This window comes from Maribacter polysiphoniae (genome assembly GCF_003148665.1).
Classification (GTDB): domain Bacteria; phylum Bacteroidota; class Bacteroidia; order Flavobacteriales; family Flavobacteriaceae; genus Maribacter_A; species Maribacter_A polysiphoniae.
The window spans coordinates 41,122-60,137 of record NZ_QGGQ01000009.1; the positions used below are offsets into that span (position 1 = coordinate 41,122).

Annotated in this window: 9 protein-coding genes; 4 read left to right on the forward strand and 5 right to left on the reverse strand. The window is 41.9% G+C overall.

What is annotated here, in order from left to right:
• Positions 1 to 14 precede the first annotated feature (14 nt).
• The 3 genes from LX92_RS16290 to LX92_RS16300 form a co-directional block, all read right to left on the reverse strand.
• Entirely contained in the window at positions 15 to 1,523 is a 1,509-nt protein-coding gene (locus LX92_RS16290) for a sulfatase family protein (RefSeq protein ID WP_109652957.1), read from the reverse strand.
• Between the two features lie 5 nt (positions 1,524 to 1,528).
• Positions 1,529 to 3,256, reverse strand: a complete 1,728-nt coding sequence (locus LX92_RS16295; protein ID WP_109652959.1) for a glycoside hydrolase family 9 protein — start codon at positions 3,254 to 3,256, stop codon at positions 1,529 to 1,531.
• 284 nt (positions 3,257 to 3,540) lie between these two features.
• On the reverse strand, positions 3,541 to 12,090 hold the full coding sequence (locus LX92_RS16300; RefSeq protein ID WP_109652961.1) for a T9SS type B sorting domain-containing protein: 8,550 nt from the start codon (positions 12,088 to 12,090) through the stop codon (positions 3,541 to 3,543).
• A 141-nt stretch (positions 12,091 to 12,231) separates the two neighbouring features.
• Here LX92_RS16300 and LX92_RS16305 point away from each other — a divergent pair, with 141 nt between their 5' ends.
• Together LX92_RS16305 and LX92_RS16310 are read left to right on the forward strand one after the other, a co-directional pair.
• The gene (locus LX92_RS16305) at positions 12,232 to 13,353 is read left to right on the forward strand and encodes a PQQ-dependent sugar dehydrogenase (RefSeq protein WP_109652963.1); all 1,122 of its coding nucleotides are present in this window, start codon (positions 12,232 to 12,234) and stop codon (positions 13,351 to 13,353) included.
• Positions 13,354 to 13,361: 8 nt separating this feature from the next.
• Positions 13,362 to 13,763, forward strand: coding sequence for a c-type cytochrome (locus LX92_RS16310; protein ID WP_109652965.1), 402 nt, complete (start codon positions 13,362 to 13,364; stop codon positions 13,761 to 13,763).
• A 5-nt stretch (positions 13,764 to 13,768) separates the two neighbouring features.
• Here the strand turns inward: LX92_RS16310 and murQ are convergent, their stop codons facing one another.
• Together murQ and LX92_RS16320 are read right to left on the reverse strand one after the other, a co-directional pair.
• Positions 13,769 to 14,581, reverse strand: a complete 813-nt coding sequence (gene murQ / locus LX92_RS16315; protein WP_109652967.1) for an N-acetylmuramic acid 6-phosphate etherase — start codon at positions 14,579 to 14,581, stop codon at positions 13,769 to 13,771.
• A 5-nt stretch (positions 14,582 to 14,586) separates the two neighbouring features.
• Positions 14,587 to 15,336 carry a DeoR/GlpR family DNA-binding transcription regulator gene (locus LX92_RS16320; protein ID WP_109652969.1) on the reverse strand — a complete coding sequence of 250 codons (750 nt, stop codon included), beginning with the start codon at positions 15,334 to 15,336 and terminating at the stop codon, positions 14,587 to 14,589.
• 181 nt (positions 15,337 to 15,517) lie between these two features.
• Here LX92_RS16320 and nagB point away from each other — a divergent pair, with 181 nt between their 5' ends.
• On the forward strand, positions 15,518 to 17,446 hold the full coding sequence (gene nagB, locus LX92_RS16325) for a glucosamine-6-phosphate deaminase (protein ID WP_109652971.1): 1,929 nt from the start codon (positions 15,518 to 15,520) through the stop codon (positions 17,444 to 17,446).
• A 64-nt stretch (positions 17,447 to 17,510) separates the two neighbouring features.
• Positions 17,511 to 19,013, forward strand: a complete 1,503-nt coding sequence (locus LX92_RS16330; RefSeq protein WP_109652973.1) for a glycoside hydrolase family 10 protein — start codon at positions 17,511 to 17,513, stop codon at positions 19,011 to 19,013.
• The last annotated feature ends 3 nt before the right edge of the window (positions 19,014 to 19,016 follow it).

Genomic DNA, 19,016 nt, shown 5'->3' on the forward strand with positions numbered 1-19,016 from the left:
TTCTTTATTTTATATCAATATTCATTCTTGTGCTTATAATCCCCAAAACGATATTTTATCGTACGTTTAAGGGGTATATGCATCCCATTGGTCCTTCCCAACCAGTCGTAAATCGCCGTCGACATTTCCTTGGCTATTTCTTGTTTATCCGGGTCTGCAATCAGGTTGTACATCTCATCGGGATCATTTTGTAAGTCATACAACTCATTACGGTCCCAAATACCTTGGTATTTAATATACTTGTACCGATCAGTTCGCATTCCAAAAACCGTTGGGGTCATTGGGAAATCGTACTCCCAATAATATTCATAAAAAACCTCTTTGCGTGTAGGAGCATTGGTATCCCCCGTAAGAATGGGGATAAAAGAAACCCCTGGCATGTTCCCTGGTTTATTTATACCAGCTTCGGCCAATACTGTGGGTCCTATATCTATATTCTGAACCATCTGCTTTGGAGTAATTCCCCCTTCAAATAACTCGGGACATCGAACCAACAAAGGAACCTTTACCGATTCCTCATAAAAATGCCTTTTATCTATTAATCCGTGTTCCCCCCAGCTAAAACCATTGTCCCCCATGTAAATAACAAGGGTTGATTCATCCAGGCCTTCTTTTTTTAGGTAGTCCATAATAGTACCTATGCTTTCATCGACTCCCAATAAAGTCTCACAATAATCAACCACCATATCATAGATACCATCGTTTTCATGATACATATAATCAACCCCATGCCAGCTTACCCGTTGGTTAGCCACCCATTGGGGCCATTTTAGATCTCGGTACTTCCCGGTTTTGGTTTGATCATAGGTTGATGGCAATTCGATTCTTTTCCCCTTATACCGACCCTTATGTCTCCTAGCGGGTTTAAAAGCCGCATGTACGGCCTTATGCGACAAATACATAAAGAATGGTTTATTTCTATCGCGTTTATCCAACCAATCCACAGCATGTTCGGTTAGTAAGTCGGTGATATAGGTCGAATCTTTATAAGAGACCCGTGTGCCATTGATATTCAAAGTAGGATTGTAATACACCCCTTGCCCCCGAAAACTCTCCCAATGGGTAAAACCCGGTTGCGGTTCATCACCATGGTCTCCCATATGCCATTTTCCAAAAAAGGAGGTCTGGTAGCCGGCCTTTTCCAAATATTGTGGAAAATAGGTCAGATTGCCCGGATCGGGTGCCTGGTTATCCACTATGGTATGGGAATGTGAAAATTGTCCGGTCAAAATGGAAGCCCTACTCGGTGAACATAACGAAGTAGTAACAAAGGTGTTGGGCAAGTAAGCCCCTTCGGAGGCCAATTTATCCATATTTGGGGTTTCCAACCATGGAACTTTCCCCGTAAAACCCATATAGTCGTACCGATGATCATCGGTTAGGATGAATATGACATTCCTGGGCTTTTTTTTCACCTTTTTCACAGGGGAAACTATAGTATCCGACTCGTAATTGGCATTGACTCTATTCCCAACTATAACCAAACAGCATAAAACAAAAAGTAATGTTTTAAAAGATTTCATATCATTTATTTTGATTCCTGTTCCAAAAAGCCAAGGATGTACGTTAAAGGGGCATTCCAATTTAAGCATATTTCATTGCTTGCATAACTAGGTTCTTGATCGGCCCAACTTTTCATTGGCGGTGCATTATCTGGATAAACAACGCCATCATTTACATCCTGCTTTCCAAAATTAGCCCCCCCCGATAGTAACCCCGGTACCGGTTCTTCCACGCCATCGGCTGCACTTTGGCGATGATGTATATGCATTGGGTACTTATCCCCAAAACCAGTAACGAAACTATATCCTGTAGCATTATTTCCGAAAATATAATCAACGCATTGTTGTACCCCACTTAGATATTCCGTTTTTGGATCTAAACGATAGGCCTGGGCCATAATCATGGCCGCATTCAGAACATCGCTATTGGAACCCCATTGAAAATCATCGATGGGTTGAAAATAATCCAATTTCCCTGCCTTAGCGGTTAATTCATCTGCACTAGCGATAATACCATTTTTAAGGGTCTCAAATAAGGCTTCAGAAATCACATCCTTATTTTTCAACAAACTGAACATCCCTGTGAATCTCATGAACTTTCTCCAATTATCCCCTTTGGTAAACTTAAAATCCAAAGAGCCTTCATTTAATTTATCCAAGTATGGAGGCTCATTAGTGGATATATATAGTTCCGCATTGGCCCAAAACCATTCATCCTTAAAATCCTTGTCCCCATACTGTCCTGTTGCTATATCCTCGGGGTTTAAAAATTCTATTTCTGGATTTTCAACAGCCCAACTATAGGCCTTTTTTGCCGCTTCAAGACATTGGTCCGCATAACTTGGGTCAACCGCTTTGAACATCCTATACGCTTGTGCTGCGCAAGCTGCAAAGTCCAACGTAGCGGCAGTGCCTTTCCCTACAATATAACGTTGGCTAGTAGCCTCATTGGGCATTACCATCCCTTCAAAATTCTTAGTGGTCAACTTATGATACAATCCTCCATCATCATCCTGCATGGTAAGAAACCAATCCATTTCATATTTTAATTCATCCAATAAATCACTGGTGCCATTTCCACTTTCCGGTATATTGAGTCCTCCATCGGCCACACTATTGGGATATTGATCGAACAAGGTATAAAACAGTCCCAGTGAAAAACTACCGTTTACAATATATTTGTTATAGTCGCCTGCATCGTACCAGCCCTTTGTTGAAGAAATGTACCCCTGCGTTTTTCCGCTTGAAGGATGAAAAACCACACTATCATCGGGATGGCCCATGTCCCGTTTCCATTTTCCTGCGTATTTCTCTTCCAACGCCATTCCCGCCCTTTGGTAATACATGCCTTTTATTGAACCTAGGAAGGCATCCTGAAATACATTTTCCCCAATTGTAAACGGATAGGAATAACCTAGTCCTTCAATATATACTGAATAATCCCCAGGTGTATTGACACTGCTAAAATCAGCGATTTGGACTTCTTCCCCCGCCAATTCCCATTCTTTTACATTTGAGAGGTTGTTTGAAAAAACAATTTGTTTTGTTTCATTATTGACCAAGGAGAATTCCTTTAGGTCCGTGCCGTTTACAATTACGGCCTTCTTTGTGGCGAATGGATAATACCCTACTTGATTCAAACGTATCTGATCGGAATAATCCCCTGTATTCACCGGTAAATTTTCTTTACAACCAAATAATATAACAACTAGGAGCAACGGAATCCATGCAAATTGGAAAATATGATATCTCATTTCAAAACTATTTTAATATAGCTATGAAGTTACCACAAAACCTACAAGTGGTTTTCCAAAATATTATCACTTTAATATTGAAAAATTACACATTTCCCAAAATGGACCGTATTAACCGTTTTATCATGGATTATATTTAAAATAAGGTCTTCTGGCAACACATAAGTTCCCACTGGAATCCAACCGGATAGTGCCATAAGTCCTTCAACCCATTTCTCAATACAAAACAAAAATGCCGATTGTTTTAAATCGGCATTTTTAATTCAATAGTATGTTATTTGATTTTATCTATAAAGTGTGAAGTGACCTACATAGCGAATCTTGCTCTTGTCATTGGCATTGACGACATACCAATAATCACCTGTTGGTACCGGGCTGCCATCATAATTACCATCCCAATTGCTCACGGCATCCAGCTCGGCCACTACCCTACCATAGCGATCATAGATCTTAACCTCTATATTCGGGAAGAACTCACGGTTCTTGGGTGCCCAAACATCATTCTTATTGTCCCCATCGGGCGTAAAGAAATTAGGTATTTCCAATATACCGGTAAACTCGAATGGAACCGTTACCTCTGCAACACAACCATTTTGATCCACCACCCTTACGGTTACCGTCATACTCTCATTGGTCGTAAAGATATTATCGCTACCATAGGATTCCCCTTGGAAGAAATACTCATACCCTCCAAAGCCCCCTGTGGCCGTTGCTATCAATTCATTCGGACCTGTTTTAACAGCACTCAAGGTTAATGGTTCATAATTTTCAATGGTGAACTCCTCAAAACTGGTACAACCATTTTCATGATAAACAAATACCGTATGGTCGCCAGCAGGAAGATCCCCCCAAGTAGTCTGGGTATCTGCTTGGTTTATGTCATCGACATCCAACGAGAACAATAGATTAGGCAGCAGATTTCTTTCTTGCATTTCAATAGATACCGTACTATTGGGGAATATACCCTCACAACCATATTGTACAATAGCTTCAGCGGTTAAATCAACCCCAATCTCTATTGGAATAAGTGCATCGGTACCACACATGTTCGCATCTTGGACAAATACGATATACGTTTCGCCTCCTTCCAGACCATTGAAAGTTAAATCATCGTTGCGAACGAATACTTCACTTCCGTCCGAATCTGGACCTACCAACATGGTCTCGTAATAAGACACCATTGTTATGGGGTCTACAAAAGGTGTACCTCCGGATACCGTCAACTGGGCGGTACCATCGGCAAATCCGATACATGTTTCAGGGGTAGTGGCAACGTCATCAATACTTACAACTGCCGGTTCCGTTACGGTAAGGGTCTGCTTTTCGAAACATCCATTTTCATCCTGAATCAAGATTTCATAATCCCCTGCAGCCAATTCATCAAACGTATACATTCCAGGATTTGTTGGGTCACTAAAGAATTCATTGAAATTAGGTTCTATGGCAAACTGTATAAGACCAACGCCCCCACTAGTAACTTCAATCGTTATGCCACCATCCTCTTCTCCAAAACAACTAACCGGAATCGGGGTCGCATTGAACAATATGGGCTGTGGTCGTACAATTTCAAATGGCCCTGCAATATCACTACATGTGGCCCCACTGGTAACGGCAATATAATAATCGGTACCCGCATCCAAACCTTCGAAAGTCCCATGGTCTTGTGGTCCTCTAACAAGGGTTGCGGTCGCTGACGGACTAAAGGCGTCAACAGGGTCCCCTGCGTAAAGATAGAATTGGTTATCCCCTACACCACCGTTAATAAACGATTCGATCCTACCATCGAGCTCAGAAGCACAGGAAATGTCATCGGGCAGGTTAGGCAATAGTGTAATACCTGTAGCATCGGTCATTGTGATACCATTCGAGGTAACAGCCGGACACACATTCAAGGCATTTTTCTTTCTTACATCAAATTGATACGTAATCCCGGCAACACCAGGGAACAATTCCGAGGTCCCCGTCATATCGACAAATGTACCAATAGCCACACCATTTTCAATGGCCATGTACTCATAGGTAAATAATGGATCGGGATTCTCGATGGTCAAACGTATTTCACCCATACCTCCACATCCAGGTACCCTGGTTTGAACCAATCTCGGTTGCACCGCTGGAGGTGGATCCACGTAATAAGGATCAGTGACGAATAAACAATCAAAACTAGAAGACACTTCTATCGCATACCATCCTTCGCTGATAAAACCACCTGTGGCACCAATAAAGGTTGGGGTATTCTGCAAACCGCTGGCTGCGGAAATATCAGTATTGTCATTACTGTTTAAATATAATAAACGATAGTTGTAACCGGCTCCTGGATATCCTCCAGTGGCCCCTGCAATTGCACTTGTCGCATCCCCTGTAGATGGATCATATGCTTCAAGAACAGCATTGTTACCTCCAGGACATTGTAACGAAAGAGGTTCACGAATACCAGCATCAATCTGTGGCACAGGTGCCAAATTCAATTCAAATGTATCGGTACAACCTTCAACATCCCTGATTTCCACTTGGTAATCGCCATTCGGCAAGTTCTCAAATGTACTGTTGGTAGAGAATGGAGCAACTTCGGTGGCATACGTAGCACCGCCATCAGAACTGACCAATAGTCGATATTCGTAAGCAGAACCGTCCCATCCCCCTTGTCCATTCGCTTCTATCTTTCCGGTGTTATCATTACATCCTGTATTTCCAACTTCAATGGCATCTACCTGCAAAGCCCCATTTGGTGTTCTTATGGTAGCTGAATTACTATCGCTAGTACAGAACGGGATTTCATCCGAAATTACCTCAACAAAGAAATTACCCCCTGTTAAACCGGTAATAGTTTCAGGATTATTGGCCGTATTAAAACTACCAGTTGCCAACACCGTGGTTTTTCCAGGATCATTATTACTATATACATTATAGGTATAGGCACCTACATAATCAGTAACCTCTATGGATAATTCCCCATCATTACCTGGATTAAAACAACTTACCGCTTTAGCCTCACTGATTACGACTGTTGGACTAATTGGCTCAACAACAGTATGTACCGGCATGGGATACGTACATCCACCGATATTGTCAGTGACTTCAAAAATATAGTCTCCAGCAGCTGGTAGATACATGTCCACATAATCATTACCCACTGTATTGGTAACCGGGGTAACAGGTGCTACGGAAACCGCAGACACAGTGAAATCGGTCGTACCGGATACTTGGATACGTACCCGTTCATCATCCCTACAGTTTAAAACATCCACATCAATAATGGTTGAAGTGATATCATCAGGTGTATCCAATTGGGGCAGGTCAAAATAGGTTTGACAACCATTACCATCGACAGCATAAACTGTGATATTTTGGGGTGAACCATTATCAACGATTTCAAAAGTATTTGATGATTGATAATCCGAATATCCCGTAATACTATATTGATAACCACTACCTACCGTTCCCGGGTTAGAGGGGTCTACCGTTACTGTAATCGTTGTTGAACTATATCGGTTGGCTCCATTTTCACAAGCAAAGGGTGGAGCACTTGCCGTAATGGCAAATGCGGGTGGTTCGGTAATTACCAATTCCCCTGAATAAGCAACACAATTTCTTGCGGAAGTTACCTCAACCTCATAATTACCTGGCCCCAAATTCGGGAATGACCCTGAGTTATTACTTGTTATAGGGGTCCTGGTTACAAAATCGACCAATTGATATGTTATCGGACCATCGATGTCGGTACCAGCTTGCAACACAATATCGATACTACCATCATCATCCCCAAAACAAGTGACATCATGTGGTGTAGTAGGTAATATCACAGGAGTAACAGCTGCATCCAAATGTATATTTGAAATAGTGAAATCACAGAATTTTGTACCATCGTACATAATGTTATCCACTACATGAACAGAATAATCCCCTGGGAACAATCCCGTAAACACATTGGAAGTTTGTGTTGTTGTAACGGCATTGGAGTTATAGTCGGTACCGGTAAGCTCAAAGGTAAAATCACCACTACCGCCCGTAGTTTGTATGGTTATCTCCCCATCGGCATCGTTACAGGTAGTTGCGGTCGTAAAACTTCCTGAAGCCGACAAAAATTCGTAGACATGTGCCGTGGCCTGTGAGGTACATCCGTTGGCATCGACCACGCCTACAACATAATCACCAGGTGTGGAGACGATATAGGTCCATTCATAAACACTTCCATTCAATACACCATAATGTTCCTCTCCTCCTAAACTAAATAATGGCGTATCTATCGTATCCGGTACACTTACCGTTATATCGAAAGCCGTGGATGTAAAATCACATTGATTAACAACTGTTGTGGTGATAACCGGAGGAATATCAGTGGGAATAATACTCGCTATTGCAAAAGAGCTACATCCGCTACTGTCCATTACATAAACATCATAATCCCCTGCTGGCCCAAAGTAAGTCGTTTCCGTACCATAATCACCACCACTTGGAGCATTTCCAATAGGCATATAAGCAAAGGTATAAGGACCTCCGTCACCTCCCCTACCTTGAACGGTAATCGATCCGTCGGCATTACAGTTCGCCGGGGTAAGGTTTAGAATATCTATGGCCGGTAGGTTTTGCTCAATTGTTGCTACTGCTGCATCGGTACATTGATCTGTTAAGTTCGTAACTATAATCTGATAATCACCTTCAGGGGCGTAAACATTTCCTGTATGTGGGATTGCAGTAGTAGTAGCAGTCTCCAATGGAGTTAGTGAGCCATCTTGGTCGTTTAACAAATCGATTTGTAATACATCACCAATCGTAAATCCGATAATTGAATATAGAATTTCACCATCTGTACTTGGGTAACACCCTGCTGGATTAAAACTAGTGCTAACATCCAAAGGAGAAGGCCCCTCGACCGGAGGTATTTCTTCTAAATAAACACACCAGTTTGCAGGATCCGGATCCCCTTGGGTATCGGTCACCTCAACTGTATAGGTCACGCCATATTGTAAACCAGAAAATGTATGTCTTCTCAGCCCAGCGTTTGGAGAAACAGGAGGATTTGGATCATCAACCAAACGGATTAAGAAAGGACCTGTACCTCCAAAAATTTCAACAGTATTACTAAAACCAGTTATTGAACATACAGGTAGCACAACAGGATCAGGAACAACAGTTATATTTGGCTCCGTAATAGTTATTTGATCCTCATCCATACAACCATTGGCATCCAAAGTAATTACCCTGTATTCCCCAGGTATCAAAGCCGAATCGGTTATCGAGTAAGGTAAGGAGGATCGAGCAACATCATCTTCTCTCGTGATGAAATTACCAAAGCTATCCTCTATGATAAAACTGAAATTCTCTGTACCGTCAGTAACACTGTTTATGAGAATACCACCACTGACTGCACTTAGCGAGCAGGTAGCAGGTATTTCAGAAATATTGGCATTGGGTGTTGGCGTAGTACTGGTGTTAATTATAAAGGGTCCGGTATACAAACAACCTCTTTCATCCTCTATTTCAACGGTATATGTACCTGCAGAAAGATTGGAAAACGAAGTTTGATAACCATAATCCGTTCCGTTTATTTTAATTTTATAAGGTGGGACCCCACTGGTCGCATCCGGAGTAATTATCACCCTACCATTGTCGGTAGCACCACAACTTACATCAAAAACTTCAATTGTTGGTGGATCTAAAGAGGCCGGTGGTGCTAAATAAATAGGTGCTGATTCAGCAGAACAAGCACTATTGGTCACGTTTTCATCGAAAATGCGGAAAATATAATTTCCGTCTAAAGTAGTATCATGTAAAAAATTATTCGATGTAAATGTGGTCAACCCACTCCAAGTAGCCCCATTATCCGAACTTACCTGATATTGTTTGGTTCCCGGTCCCGAGAAATAACCACCATTAACCCGGACACGAATTTGTCCCGGCGAACCACCACATGGAATTTCAGTTTCAATACTTGTAGAAACCCGTAATTGTGGCTCAATGGTTATGGAAAGATCATCACTACAATTATTACCATCCACAACCTCTATCGTATAATTACCTGGAGTTAGCCCAGTAAATGTCGGACTACCTTGAAGCGTTCCTCCATTGATACGATATTGATGGCTTGCCAAAGGTGCCGTACCGGCCGTAGATGTTACCGTCACAGTAGCACCAACCCCAGGAACATAACAAAAGTCAGATGCAGCGGCATCAAGACTTACTGTTGGGGCATCCAAGGGAGTTAGGTCAAAATTAAAAGTCGTTGAACAACCTTCTGCATCCTCAACAGATAACGTATATGTTCCCGCTACGGAGAGGTTACCAAAGGTCCTACCCGATTTTGGTCCGACTTGTGGGCCCGATGGAGGTGTAAGTGTATATCGATAGTTACCCCAACCCCCTGTGGCGTTGGCTACAACCCGACCTAAATTACCATTGGCACAGGTCATATCGGTAACCACGCTTGTACTTAGATCAATCGGCGCAGCTTCCTGTATATCGAATGAAGCCGTATCGGTACATCCCGTATCCGCATCGGTTACCGTAATTGTATAGGTGCCAGCACCAGAAGGAGGTAATACTACTTCCAAATCGCTTTGTGGGCCTCCTGTAAATAAGCCTCCATTAATATCATAGGTATAATTATTGGCGAAACCATCGATTAAGAACGTACCAGAACCATCGGAGGCCCCATTACATACATTCAGATCTCCGCCCGATTTAACCCTTGCTCGTATAGAACTGATTTGGGCCGGTGTAAAGCCTTCCGTATACGTACAGCCATTAACATCGGTAATTTGAAATATATAGGAAGTATTGGTACTTAATCCTGTAATTACATCATTGGTGGCATCCCCATCAGTATCAAAACCGGGGGTAGGACTAAGAACAACATATTGCGCTATTCCGGCATTGGCAGTAGCCGTCAATTGCACATCCGAAGTTCCCAATGAACAATTGATATTACTCTGGACAAAATCGATATCCGTAGGTGGATCTACGTCCAATATGGTAATCGGTGTCAACTCCAATCGGCATCCGCCTCCATCCTTGATTATAGGGGTATACGTACCTGGGGCCAAATCGGAATACGATGTCGTCCCTGAAAAGTTCAATCCGTCGATACTAAAGACATAACCACTTCCTGAACCTCCGGTAAAGGGTCCCACAAAATCAATCTGTCCGCCATTGGTTCCTCCACTACCATCACAGGTGCGGTCCGAAATTTTGGTCGCTGAACCTGAAATAACACCAACACTTGACACTGTAACATTGGCCAAAGGCAAGGTACATTCGAATCCACCTTGTTGATAACGTACTTCTATTTGATCATATAATGTACCAGAAGTAGTGGCCGGAACTGAAATTTCCGGGGTTGTCTCCCAAGGATCTCCACTATTGACCCTATAACTAAGGTTATAACCACGGGCATCGGCAACATTAAAGATTATTTTTGCCCCTCCATTGGAGCATGTTCCGTCAATTCCTGTTGCCGTAACTACTGGAGGCAAAAGGTTTTCAACATTCGCCGAGGCGGAAATGGTACAACCATTACTATCGGTTATCAAAAAATCATAGGAACCAGGACTAGTAGCCGTATAGGTGGTAGTACCCGTATATGAAGGTTGTGGTGATCCACCATTGACCGTAAAGGTATAAGGGGCTGATCCCCCTGAAGTGTTTACTGTAACATCAACATCGGTAATTGTTGAGCATCCAAAACTACTATGCACCTCCGTTGAGGCATCCAATGGTGATAAGCCGTTACCGATTACTATAGGATCTCCACTGGTATCAAAGCTTTCCCTTGGTGGATCTATACCATTCAATGGGTCTCCTGTACATTGTTGTGTTTCGACCTGTACGGTATATGTACCAAATCCCACAGCTGAAAAAGTATAGGGATTATCAGATATAAAGGCCGTAAATTCCTGTGCAACACCACTGCTATCCAACAAAGTATATTTGTATGGACCGGGAACATTGTTGGCCGTAACTGTAATTGTACCTGTATCCCCACTACAAAGGGCATCGGTAAAAGTAACATCAATAGCAATATCCAACTGCTCTATGGTTATTGGCTCATAAGGGTACTCACAGGTATTGGGTGTGTTCTGTAATCTTGCCTTTACAATATACGTACCTGGCGCCAAATCATTGAAAATCGGACCTTGCCATGGGCCAAAACCACTACCGTTATCGATACTGAACTCATACGCACTTGAAAGATTCGTGATTTGGATTCTTCCGGGTACCCCACAGATATTATCTTGTTTTACATACGTCTGTGTAATCGTACTTTTCTTTACCTTGAAATAATAGTATGGCCCCGAACCATTGACCCGAACCCTAAATTCACCACCAGTAGTCGAAGATATTGTACTTGCATCAATAGTAAAATTCTGTGCGATACTGACTTGGGTATAACACGAATTACTCGTTTCTGGACAATTTTCATTGATATCTGCGCTACAAGATCCCCCCAACTTCTCCCAAGACACAGAACTGTATGGGGCTCCTGACAAGGAAACTACCCTATCATCGGAATCCCCACAAAGATTGAATCGTGCTATGGTACTACCGTCATTCGTACAGTTCACTTCAAGATCGGCACCTTGAATGATGGTCATGAACATGGGTAAGGGAGCCGAGGTACTTGCCTTATTTTGATGCTCCAATGGAGCTGGAGCATTATAAATTTCCGTGATTCTGGTCTTGGAACTGGAATCTTCAGTAGAGACCGCTTCTTCAAAGGCTTCAGAAATCCCGGCCAACACTTTGTAATCATAGTTGGCGATAGCCGATGTACAAACTGCAGATAACAGCAACAACAATAGCGCATATAGAATATGCCTTGGGCTTTTTGGGAACATAGGTTAAGTCAGTTTTGGCAAGAATATCCTTGAATTGGGGATTAAAGTATATTCTTTAGCGTATTTATTTAAACTTATATATTTCTATTTATCTTTAGGCCACAGTGGCTTTCATATAATATTTAATTTTAACGTCAAATTATGAAAAATAGTATAGTATATCTCTATTTATTCGTTGTAACGCTAAATTACTCATGCGCCCAGGATGCTGAAAATAAAGCGAATACACCCAGCGACATTCCTTTTTCCGAAGAACTTCTTATTGATGGACTCCAAATTCCATGGGCTATGGCATTTCTACCGGATAACAGTATGTTGATTACCGAAAAATCGGGAAGCCTAATCCATTTTAAGGATGGAATAAAAACAACTGTGGCCAATGTACCCCAAGTATATGCCAGAGGGCAGGGAGGATTAATGGATATTGTTCTACATCCCGATTACCAAAACAATGGTTGGATATATATGACTTATGCCTCTGAAGAAGGGGAAGAAAAAGGGGGACACACTGCCTTGATGCGCGCCAGATTGAAAGACAACTCGCTGTATGACAATGAATTACTATACAAAGCCAGCCCAAATACTACGAAAGGGCAACATTTTGGTTCCCGTATCGTATTTGATAATGATGGATACCTTTATTTCTCTATCGGGGAACGTGGTGCCCGGGATGAGAATCCGCAGGACATCACCCGGGACGGAGGAAAAATATACAGGTTAAAAGATGATGGAAGTATTCCTGAAGACAACCCATTTATTGGGAATGAAAATGCAAAAACAGCAATTTATAGTTACGGACATCGAAATCCCCAAGGATTAGTGAAACATCCAGAAACAGGAGCTATATGGGATCACGAACATGGTCCTCGGGGTGGTGATGAAATCAATATTATCAGGAAAGGGGCAAATTACGGTTGGCCTCTAATTACCTACGGTATAAATTATAGTGGGACCCCGATTACCGACAAAACCGAAATGGAAGGCATGGAACAGCCCATCCACTATTGGGTCCCTTCAATCGCACCTAGCGGAATGGCCTTTGTGACCTCTGACAAATACAAGGATTGGAAGGGTAGTCTATTGGTGGGTTCGTTATCTTTTCAATATTTGGAACGTTTGACCTTGGACGGTACAAAAGTCACGAATCGCGAAAAACTCTTGGAAAACATGGGTAGGGTCCGCGATGTGCGCCAAGGCCCTGACGGCTTGATATACGTTGCCATCGAAGGCAAAGGTATCTTTAAGCTAATCCCTAAGTCGTAACTGAAAAAATGAGAAAACCAATCCTAACCTTCTTAACCCTACTATTGGGTATGGCCCATATTGTAGGTCAGAATCCCGATTTACCGTCTAGCATTCAAAGGGGAAGTGAACTATATGCAGATTTCTGTGTCACCTGTCATTTGCCCAACGGGGAAGGGGTGCCTTTTGCTTTCCCTCCATTGGCCAAATCTGATTATTTAATAAAAAACAGGGCAGCAAGCATCAAAGGGATAAAATACGGCAATGAAGGTGAAATGATCGTAAACGGTATTACATATAACAGTGCAATGGCCCCAATGGGTTTGGACGACGAGGAGATTGCCGATGTCATGAATTTTATTTTGAACTCATGGGGCAACTCTTCAAACGATCCAGTAACCATTGAGGAAGTGCGTGCTATAACCGAATAATGACGTTATAATTTTTCTGCGTCAAGGGCTTTTTTCACGGAACCATGTTTTTTAAGTAACATCTCCGCTGCGTCATAATCAATACCCAAGCCTTCTACCAAATACCTCGTACCACGATCCACCAGTTTGGTATTGGTCAATTGCATATTTACCATTTTATTACCCTTGACACGCCCAATTTTAATCATCAGCGCCGTGGTAATCATATTCAAGACCAATTTTTGGGAGGTACCACTTTTCATTCGCGTACTGCCGGTAACGAACTCAGGTCCAACATTTATTTCGATAGGGATATCCGCAACAACAGCCAAAGGTGAGCCCGGGTTATTCGTAATCCCCGCGGTAAGCAAGCCATGTTTTTTTGCTGCATTTAAACCACCGATTACATAAGGTGTGGTCCCGGATGCCGCAATACCGACAATTACATCCTGTTTTGTAACATCATATTGTTTTAGGTCCAACCAAGCCTGATCTATGTCATCCTCTGCATTTTCAACAGCCTTTCTTATGGCAATATCCCCTCCGGCTATCAGTCCAATAACCCGATCATAGGGCATACCAAAAGTCGGGGGTATTTCCGAGGCATCCAAGATTCCCAGTCTTCCACTGGTTCCTGCCCCTATGTAAAACAAACGCCCCCCTTTGTCAAATCGTTCCGCCAATCCGTCGACCAGCTTTGTGACCTGCGGAATAACAGCTTCAACTGCGTATGCCACTTTTTTGTCCTCGTTGTTCATGTTTTCAAGTATCGAGGAGGTATCCATATCCTCTAAATGATCATAATTAGAGGGTGTTTCGGTAATTTTTTTGTATTCCATCAGTATCAAATAAGGTGTACTTGGTTATTTCTAAAAAGTTTTAATTGGTCATCATCCGGCGATAACTCGGTAATCATTGTATCGATTGCATTCATATCACAAGTTTTATATCGATGCCTCGAATTCAACTTTTGGGATATGCTCAAAAGTATTGTTTTTTTAGAGGCCTTAATCACTGCCTTTTTCAATTGCACCACATCCCAATCAAAATCGGTCAAACCCTCAATGGCATCAACATAACCCGTTCCTATAAAACCGTAATCAACCCTGATTTCCGATAAAGCATGGGTAGCGTTTGCCCCTATGGCAATCTGCGCATCTTTGGAAATCTTTCCCCCGATGAAGATGACATCGACATTGGGCTTGGTATTCAATTCCATGGCTACGGGTAAACTTAAGGTAAAACAGGTCAACTTCAATTTGGGTGGAATTATACGAGCCAACTCCATACAGGTAGTACCTCCATCAATAAAAATAACCCCTTCATCCTTAAGCAAGGATGCTGCTTTTTCCGCAATGGTTATTTTTTGGGAAAGTGCATAGATATTGCTATTTCTGGCACTATTGGTTGTGAATCCAAGGGAAATGGCCCCACCATGGACTTTCCGCAATTTATTCTCCTGATCTAATTCTTTGACATCCCTTCGTGCCGTATCTATAGAAACATCCAGCTTTTCGGCAATATCTGTAAGCAAGACCCGGTTATGCAATTCAACCTGGGACAATATTGCCTGATGACGCTCTTCTTTCAACATATTTTTGTACTTAATTCCGCAAAGATAAGAAAACTATTCGTTGCCGTTTTATACCGTTTTAACAAAGACTAATTGTATAAATAAATTTTTACAGCACAAAGTTGCAATAAAAACAGCAAAAAACGGCAATATAAAAAACAGATTCCCTATCTTTGTACTACAATCAATTTAAGAACAGCCCATGAGTACATTAATTGCAAAAACAGCACAAGACATCAGCCACAAACCTGTAGGTCAATTTGAAGAAACCCGTTTTGAGAAAATACACAATGTAATTTTCGAGGATTCAAATGTGGCATCCATACAAGTGGCGCAGGAAATAGCCGATTTAATTCGAAAAAAACAAGCTTTGGGGCAAAATTGCGTCCTAGGGCTTGCAACGGGATCTTCTCCGATTAAGGTTTACGAGGAACTTGTTCGCATGCACAAGGAAGAAGGGTTGAGCTTTTCCAATGTTATCACCTTTAACCTTGATGAATATCTACCTATGGAAAAGGGCAATATGCAGAGTTATTATTACTTTATGCATGAGCATTTGTTCAATCATGTTGATATTCCCGAAGAAAACATTAATATCCCCGATGGTAGTATTCCCCAAGAAGATGTAGTGGAATACTGTTTATCCTATGAAAAGAAGATAAAGGATAATGGCGGAATCGATTTTCAGTTATTGGGAATAGGCCGAACCGGACATATCGGATTCAATGAGCCGGGATCCCATTATAATTCAGGAACCCGAATCATTACATTGGACCATATAACCAGGGTTGATGCCGCACCGGCCTTTTTGGGTATCGACAATGTTCCACGAAAGGCCATAACAATGGGTATAGCCACTGTCAGGAGTGCAAAAAGAATCGTACTGCTTGGATGGGGTAACAACAAGGCCAAGATCATTAAAAAAACCATTGAGGGTGAAATTTCATCGCATGTACCAGCGACCTATCTTCAAAAGCACAACAATGTAACCTTTGTCCTTGATAAAGGTGCCGGTAGTGAACTAACAAGAAACAAAACACCATGGCTGGTCGGGTCGTGCGAGTGGACCGAAGAACTGACTTCCAAGGCCATCGTATGGTTATGTGCCAAAACAGGCAAATCCATTTTAAGGTTAACCGATAAGGATTATAATGACAATGGAATGTCGGATCTTTTATCCTTGGAAGACTCCTATGACCTGAACATTAAAATGTTCAATAAACTTCAACATACCATTACGGGTTGGCCAGGCGGAAAGCCCAATGCCGATGACACCAGTAGGCCAGAAAGGGCCGAACCTGCCAAAAAGCGTGTTATTATATTCAGTCCACACCCCGATGATGATGTTATTTCGATGGGCGGAACCTTCGATCGTTTGATCGAACAGGGTCACGATGTACATGTTGCCTATCAAACCTCTGGAAATATTGCCGTTTCTGACAAGGAAGCATTGAAATTTGCCGAAATAGCAAATACCATAACCCCTTCCAAAGAATCGGAAAGTATTATTGAAGCCATCTTAAACAAGGATGAGAATACTTTTGACGCCTTAGAGGTACGAACCTTGAAAGGAGCGATAAGAAGATCTGAATCCTATGCTGCCACGCGTTACTTAGGTCTTGATGATTCGCATGTGCATTTCTTGAATTTGCCATTTTATGAAACGGGAACCATCAAGAAAAACAACCTATCCAATGCGGATATTGATATTGTTGTGGACTTGATCAATGAGATTAAGCCCCATCAAATCTTTGCTGCAGGTGACTTGGCAGATCCCCATGGCACGCACAAAGTTTGTTTGGATGCGATTTTCGAAGCCCTGAAAAGACTAAAAGAGGAATCCTTTATGAAAGATTGCTGGTTGTGGTTATACAGAGGAGCTTGGCATGAGTGGGACATCAACGAGATTGAAATGGCAGTACCGATGAGTCCTGACCAAGTATTGAAAAAACGATATGCCATTTTCTGTCACCAATCCCAAAAAGATGGGGTTATGTTCCAAGGCGACGACTCCAGGGAGTTCTGGATGCGGGCAGAAGAAAGAAATAAGCATACAGCTGCCAAATACAAAGCCCTTGGTTTAGCGGATTATGCAGCCATCGAAGCTTTTGTTCGATATAAAATGGATTAAAATCATGTAATTAATAGCTCATAAAGGCCTATTTTAGTATAAATAGGCCTTTTTTTCAATCAAAATGATCAAAAAAATAAGCTTTCTCCTTTTTGTATTACTTGTCTCTTCATGTAGTATAATACAACCCATACCCCAACCAAAAACTGAATTCAGGGGTGCATGGGTAGCAACAGTGGTTAATATCGACTGGCCAAAAAATGGTGCGGATTCCATCGAAAAAAAGAAAAAAGACTTTCTGGAAATATTGGAATTCTATGATGCCATGAATTTCAATGCCATTATTGTTCAAGTGCGTGCCGCCGGGGATGCATTTTACGCTTCCGAATATGCCCCATGGTCCCGGTTTTTAACCTCAAAGGAAGGCACTCCCCCACCGAATGATTTCGACTATTTGGCCTGGATGATCAATGAATCGCACGAGCGGGGAATCGAATTCCACGCATGGTTGAATCCCTATAGGGCAACATTTGATTTGAAAACCGAAATACTGAGTCCAACCCATGATTTTAACCTGCATCCTGAATGGATGGTCAAATACGGCAAAAAATACTATTACAATCCTGGGCTTCCTGAGGTTCAAAAGAGAATGGTGGATGTTATGACCGAATTGGTTTCCAATTATGATATTGATGCCGTTCATTTTGACGATTACTTTTATCCATACAAAATCAAGGATGAAACATTGAAAGATTCAACCACCTATACCGCATATGCACTACCCCATCAATCCTTGGACGATTGGCGTCGGAGCAATATAGATTCGTTGGTCATGAAAGTACATAAATCAATAAAACAAACTAAACCTTGGGTACAATTCGGTATTAGTCCGTTTGGGGTATGGAAAAACAATTCCACAGACCCTCGTGGATCCGACACCAAGGCTGGACAAACGACTTATGAGGACCTTTATGCCGACCCACTCACCTGGATGGAGCAAGGTTGGATAGATTATTTAGTTCCCCAAGTATATTGGAGCATGGACCTCCCTGTAGCCTCACATTCCAAAATTGTCGATTGGTGGTCGAAAAATTCCAAAAACACCAATCTATATATTGGTAATGGGGCTTACAAAGTGCGAAATAATAGTGACAAGGCATGGGATAACATTAAAGAACTCCCCAATCAATTAAAACTGGCCCGGAAAACTTCCGCAGTTCAAGGCAATGTTTTCTTTAGTGCCAAAAGCCTAATGAACGATAATCATGATGTCGTAAACCTCCTCAAGAAAAAATTCTATCAATCCCCGGCCCTATCCCCTATTTCTCCCTTGGCCCCGAAAATGGAGGACAGCCCTATTCAATTCGAATCCATGGGAATTAAGAATGAAAGCTATGAACTGAATTTTGTAAATTCGGAGGATTATCGATATGCTATCGTATACCGCACAGGGAAAAAGAAAAAGGACTTCTATCCCATAAAAAAATTACTGATAAAAACCACCATTGAGCAAGGGAAAAGTGTCATCATCCCTAAAGAGAACCTCAAGGGCAAAAAAAGAATAGCTGTCACATTTATAGACAAATATGGACATGAAAGTATCCCAATGCTACTACATTTAAATTAAATA

Coding starts and splice junctions, on each gene's coding strand:
- murQ (WP_109652967.1), bottom strand. CDS start 14,581: ATGGAATACAAAAAAATTACCGAAACACCCTCTAATTATGATCATTTA.
- LX92_RS16305 (WP_109652963.1), top strand. CDS start 12,232: ATGAAAAATAGTATAGTATATCTCTATTTATTCGTTGTAACGCTAAAT.
- LX92_RS16290 (WP_109652957.1), bottom strand. CDS start 1,523: ATGAAATCTTTTAAAACATTACTTTTTGTTTTATGCTGTTTGGTTATA.
- nagB (WP_109652971.1), top strand. CDS start 15,518: ATGAGTACATTAATTGCAAAAACAGCACAAGACATCAGCCACAAACCT.
- LX92_RS16310 (WP_109652965.1), top strand. CDS start 13,362: ATGAGAAAACCAATCCTAACCTTCTTAACCCTACTATTGGGTATGGCC.
- LX92_RS16295 (WP_109652959.1), bottom strand. CDS start 3,256: ATGAGATATCATATTTTCCAATTTGCATGGATTCCGTTGCTCCTAGTT.
- LX92_RS16320 (WP_109652969.1), bottom strand. CDS start 15,336: ATGTTGAAAGAAGAGCGTCATCAGGCAATATTGTCCCAGGTTGAATTG.
- LX92_RS16330 (WP_109652973.1), top strand. CDS start 17,511: ATGATCAAAAAAATAAGCTTTCTCCTTTTTGTATTACTTGTCTCTTCA.
- LX92_RS16300 (WP_109652961.1), bottom strand. CDS start 12,090: ATGTTCCCAAAAAGCCCAAGGCATATTCTATATGCGCTATTGTTGTTG.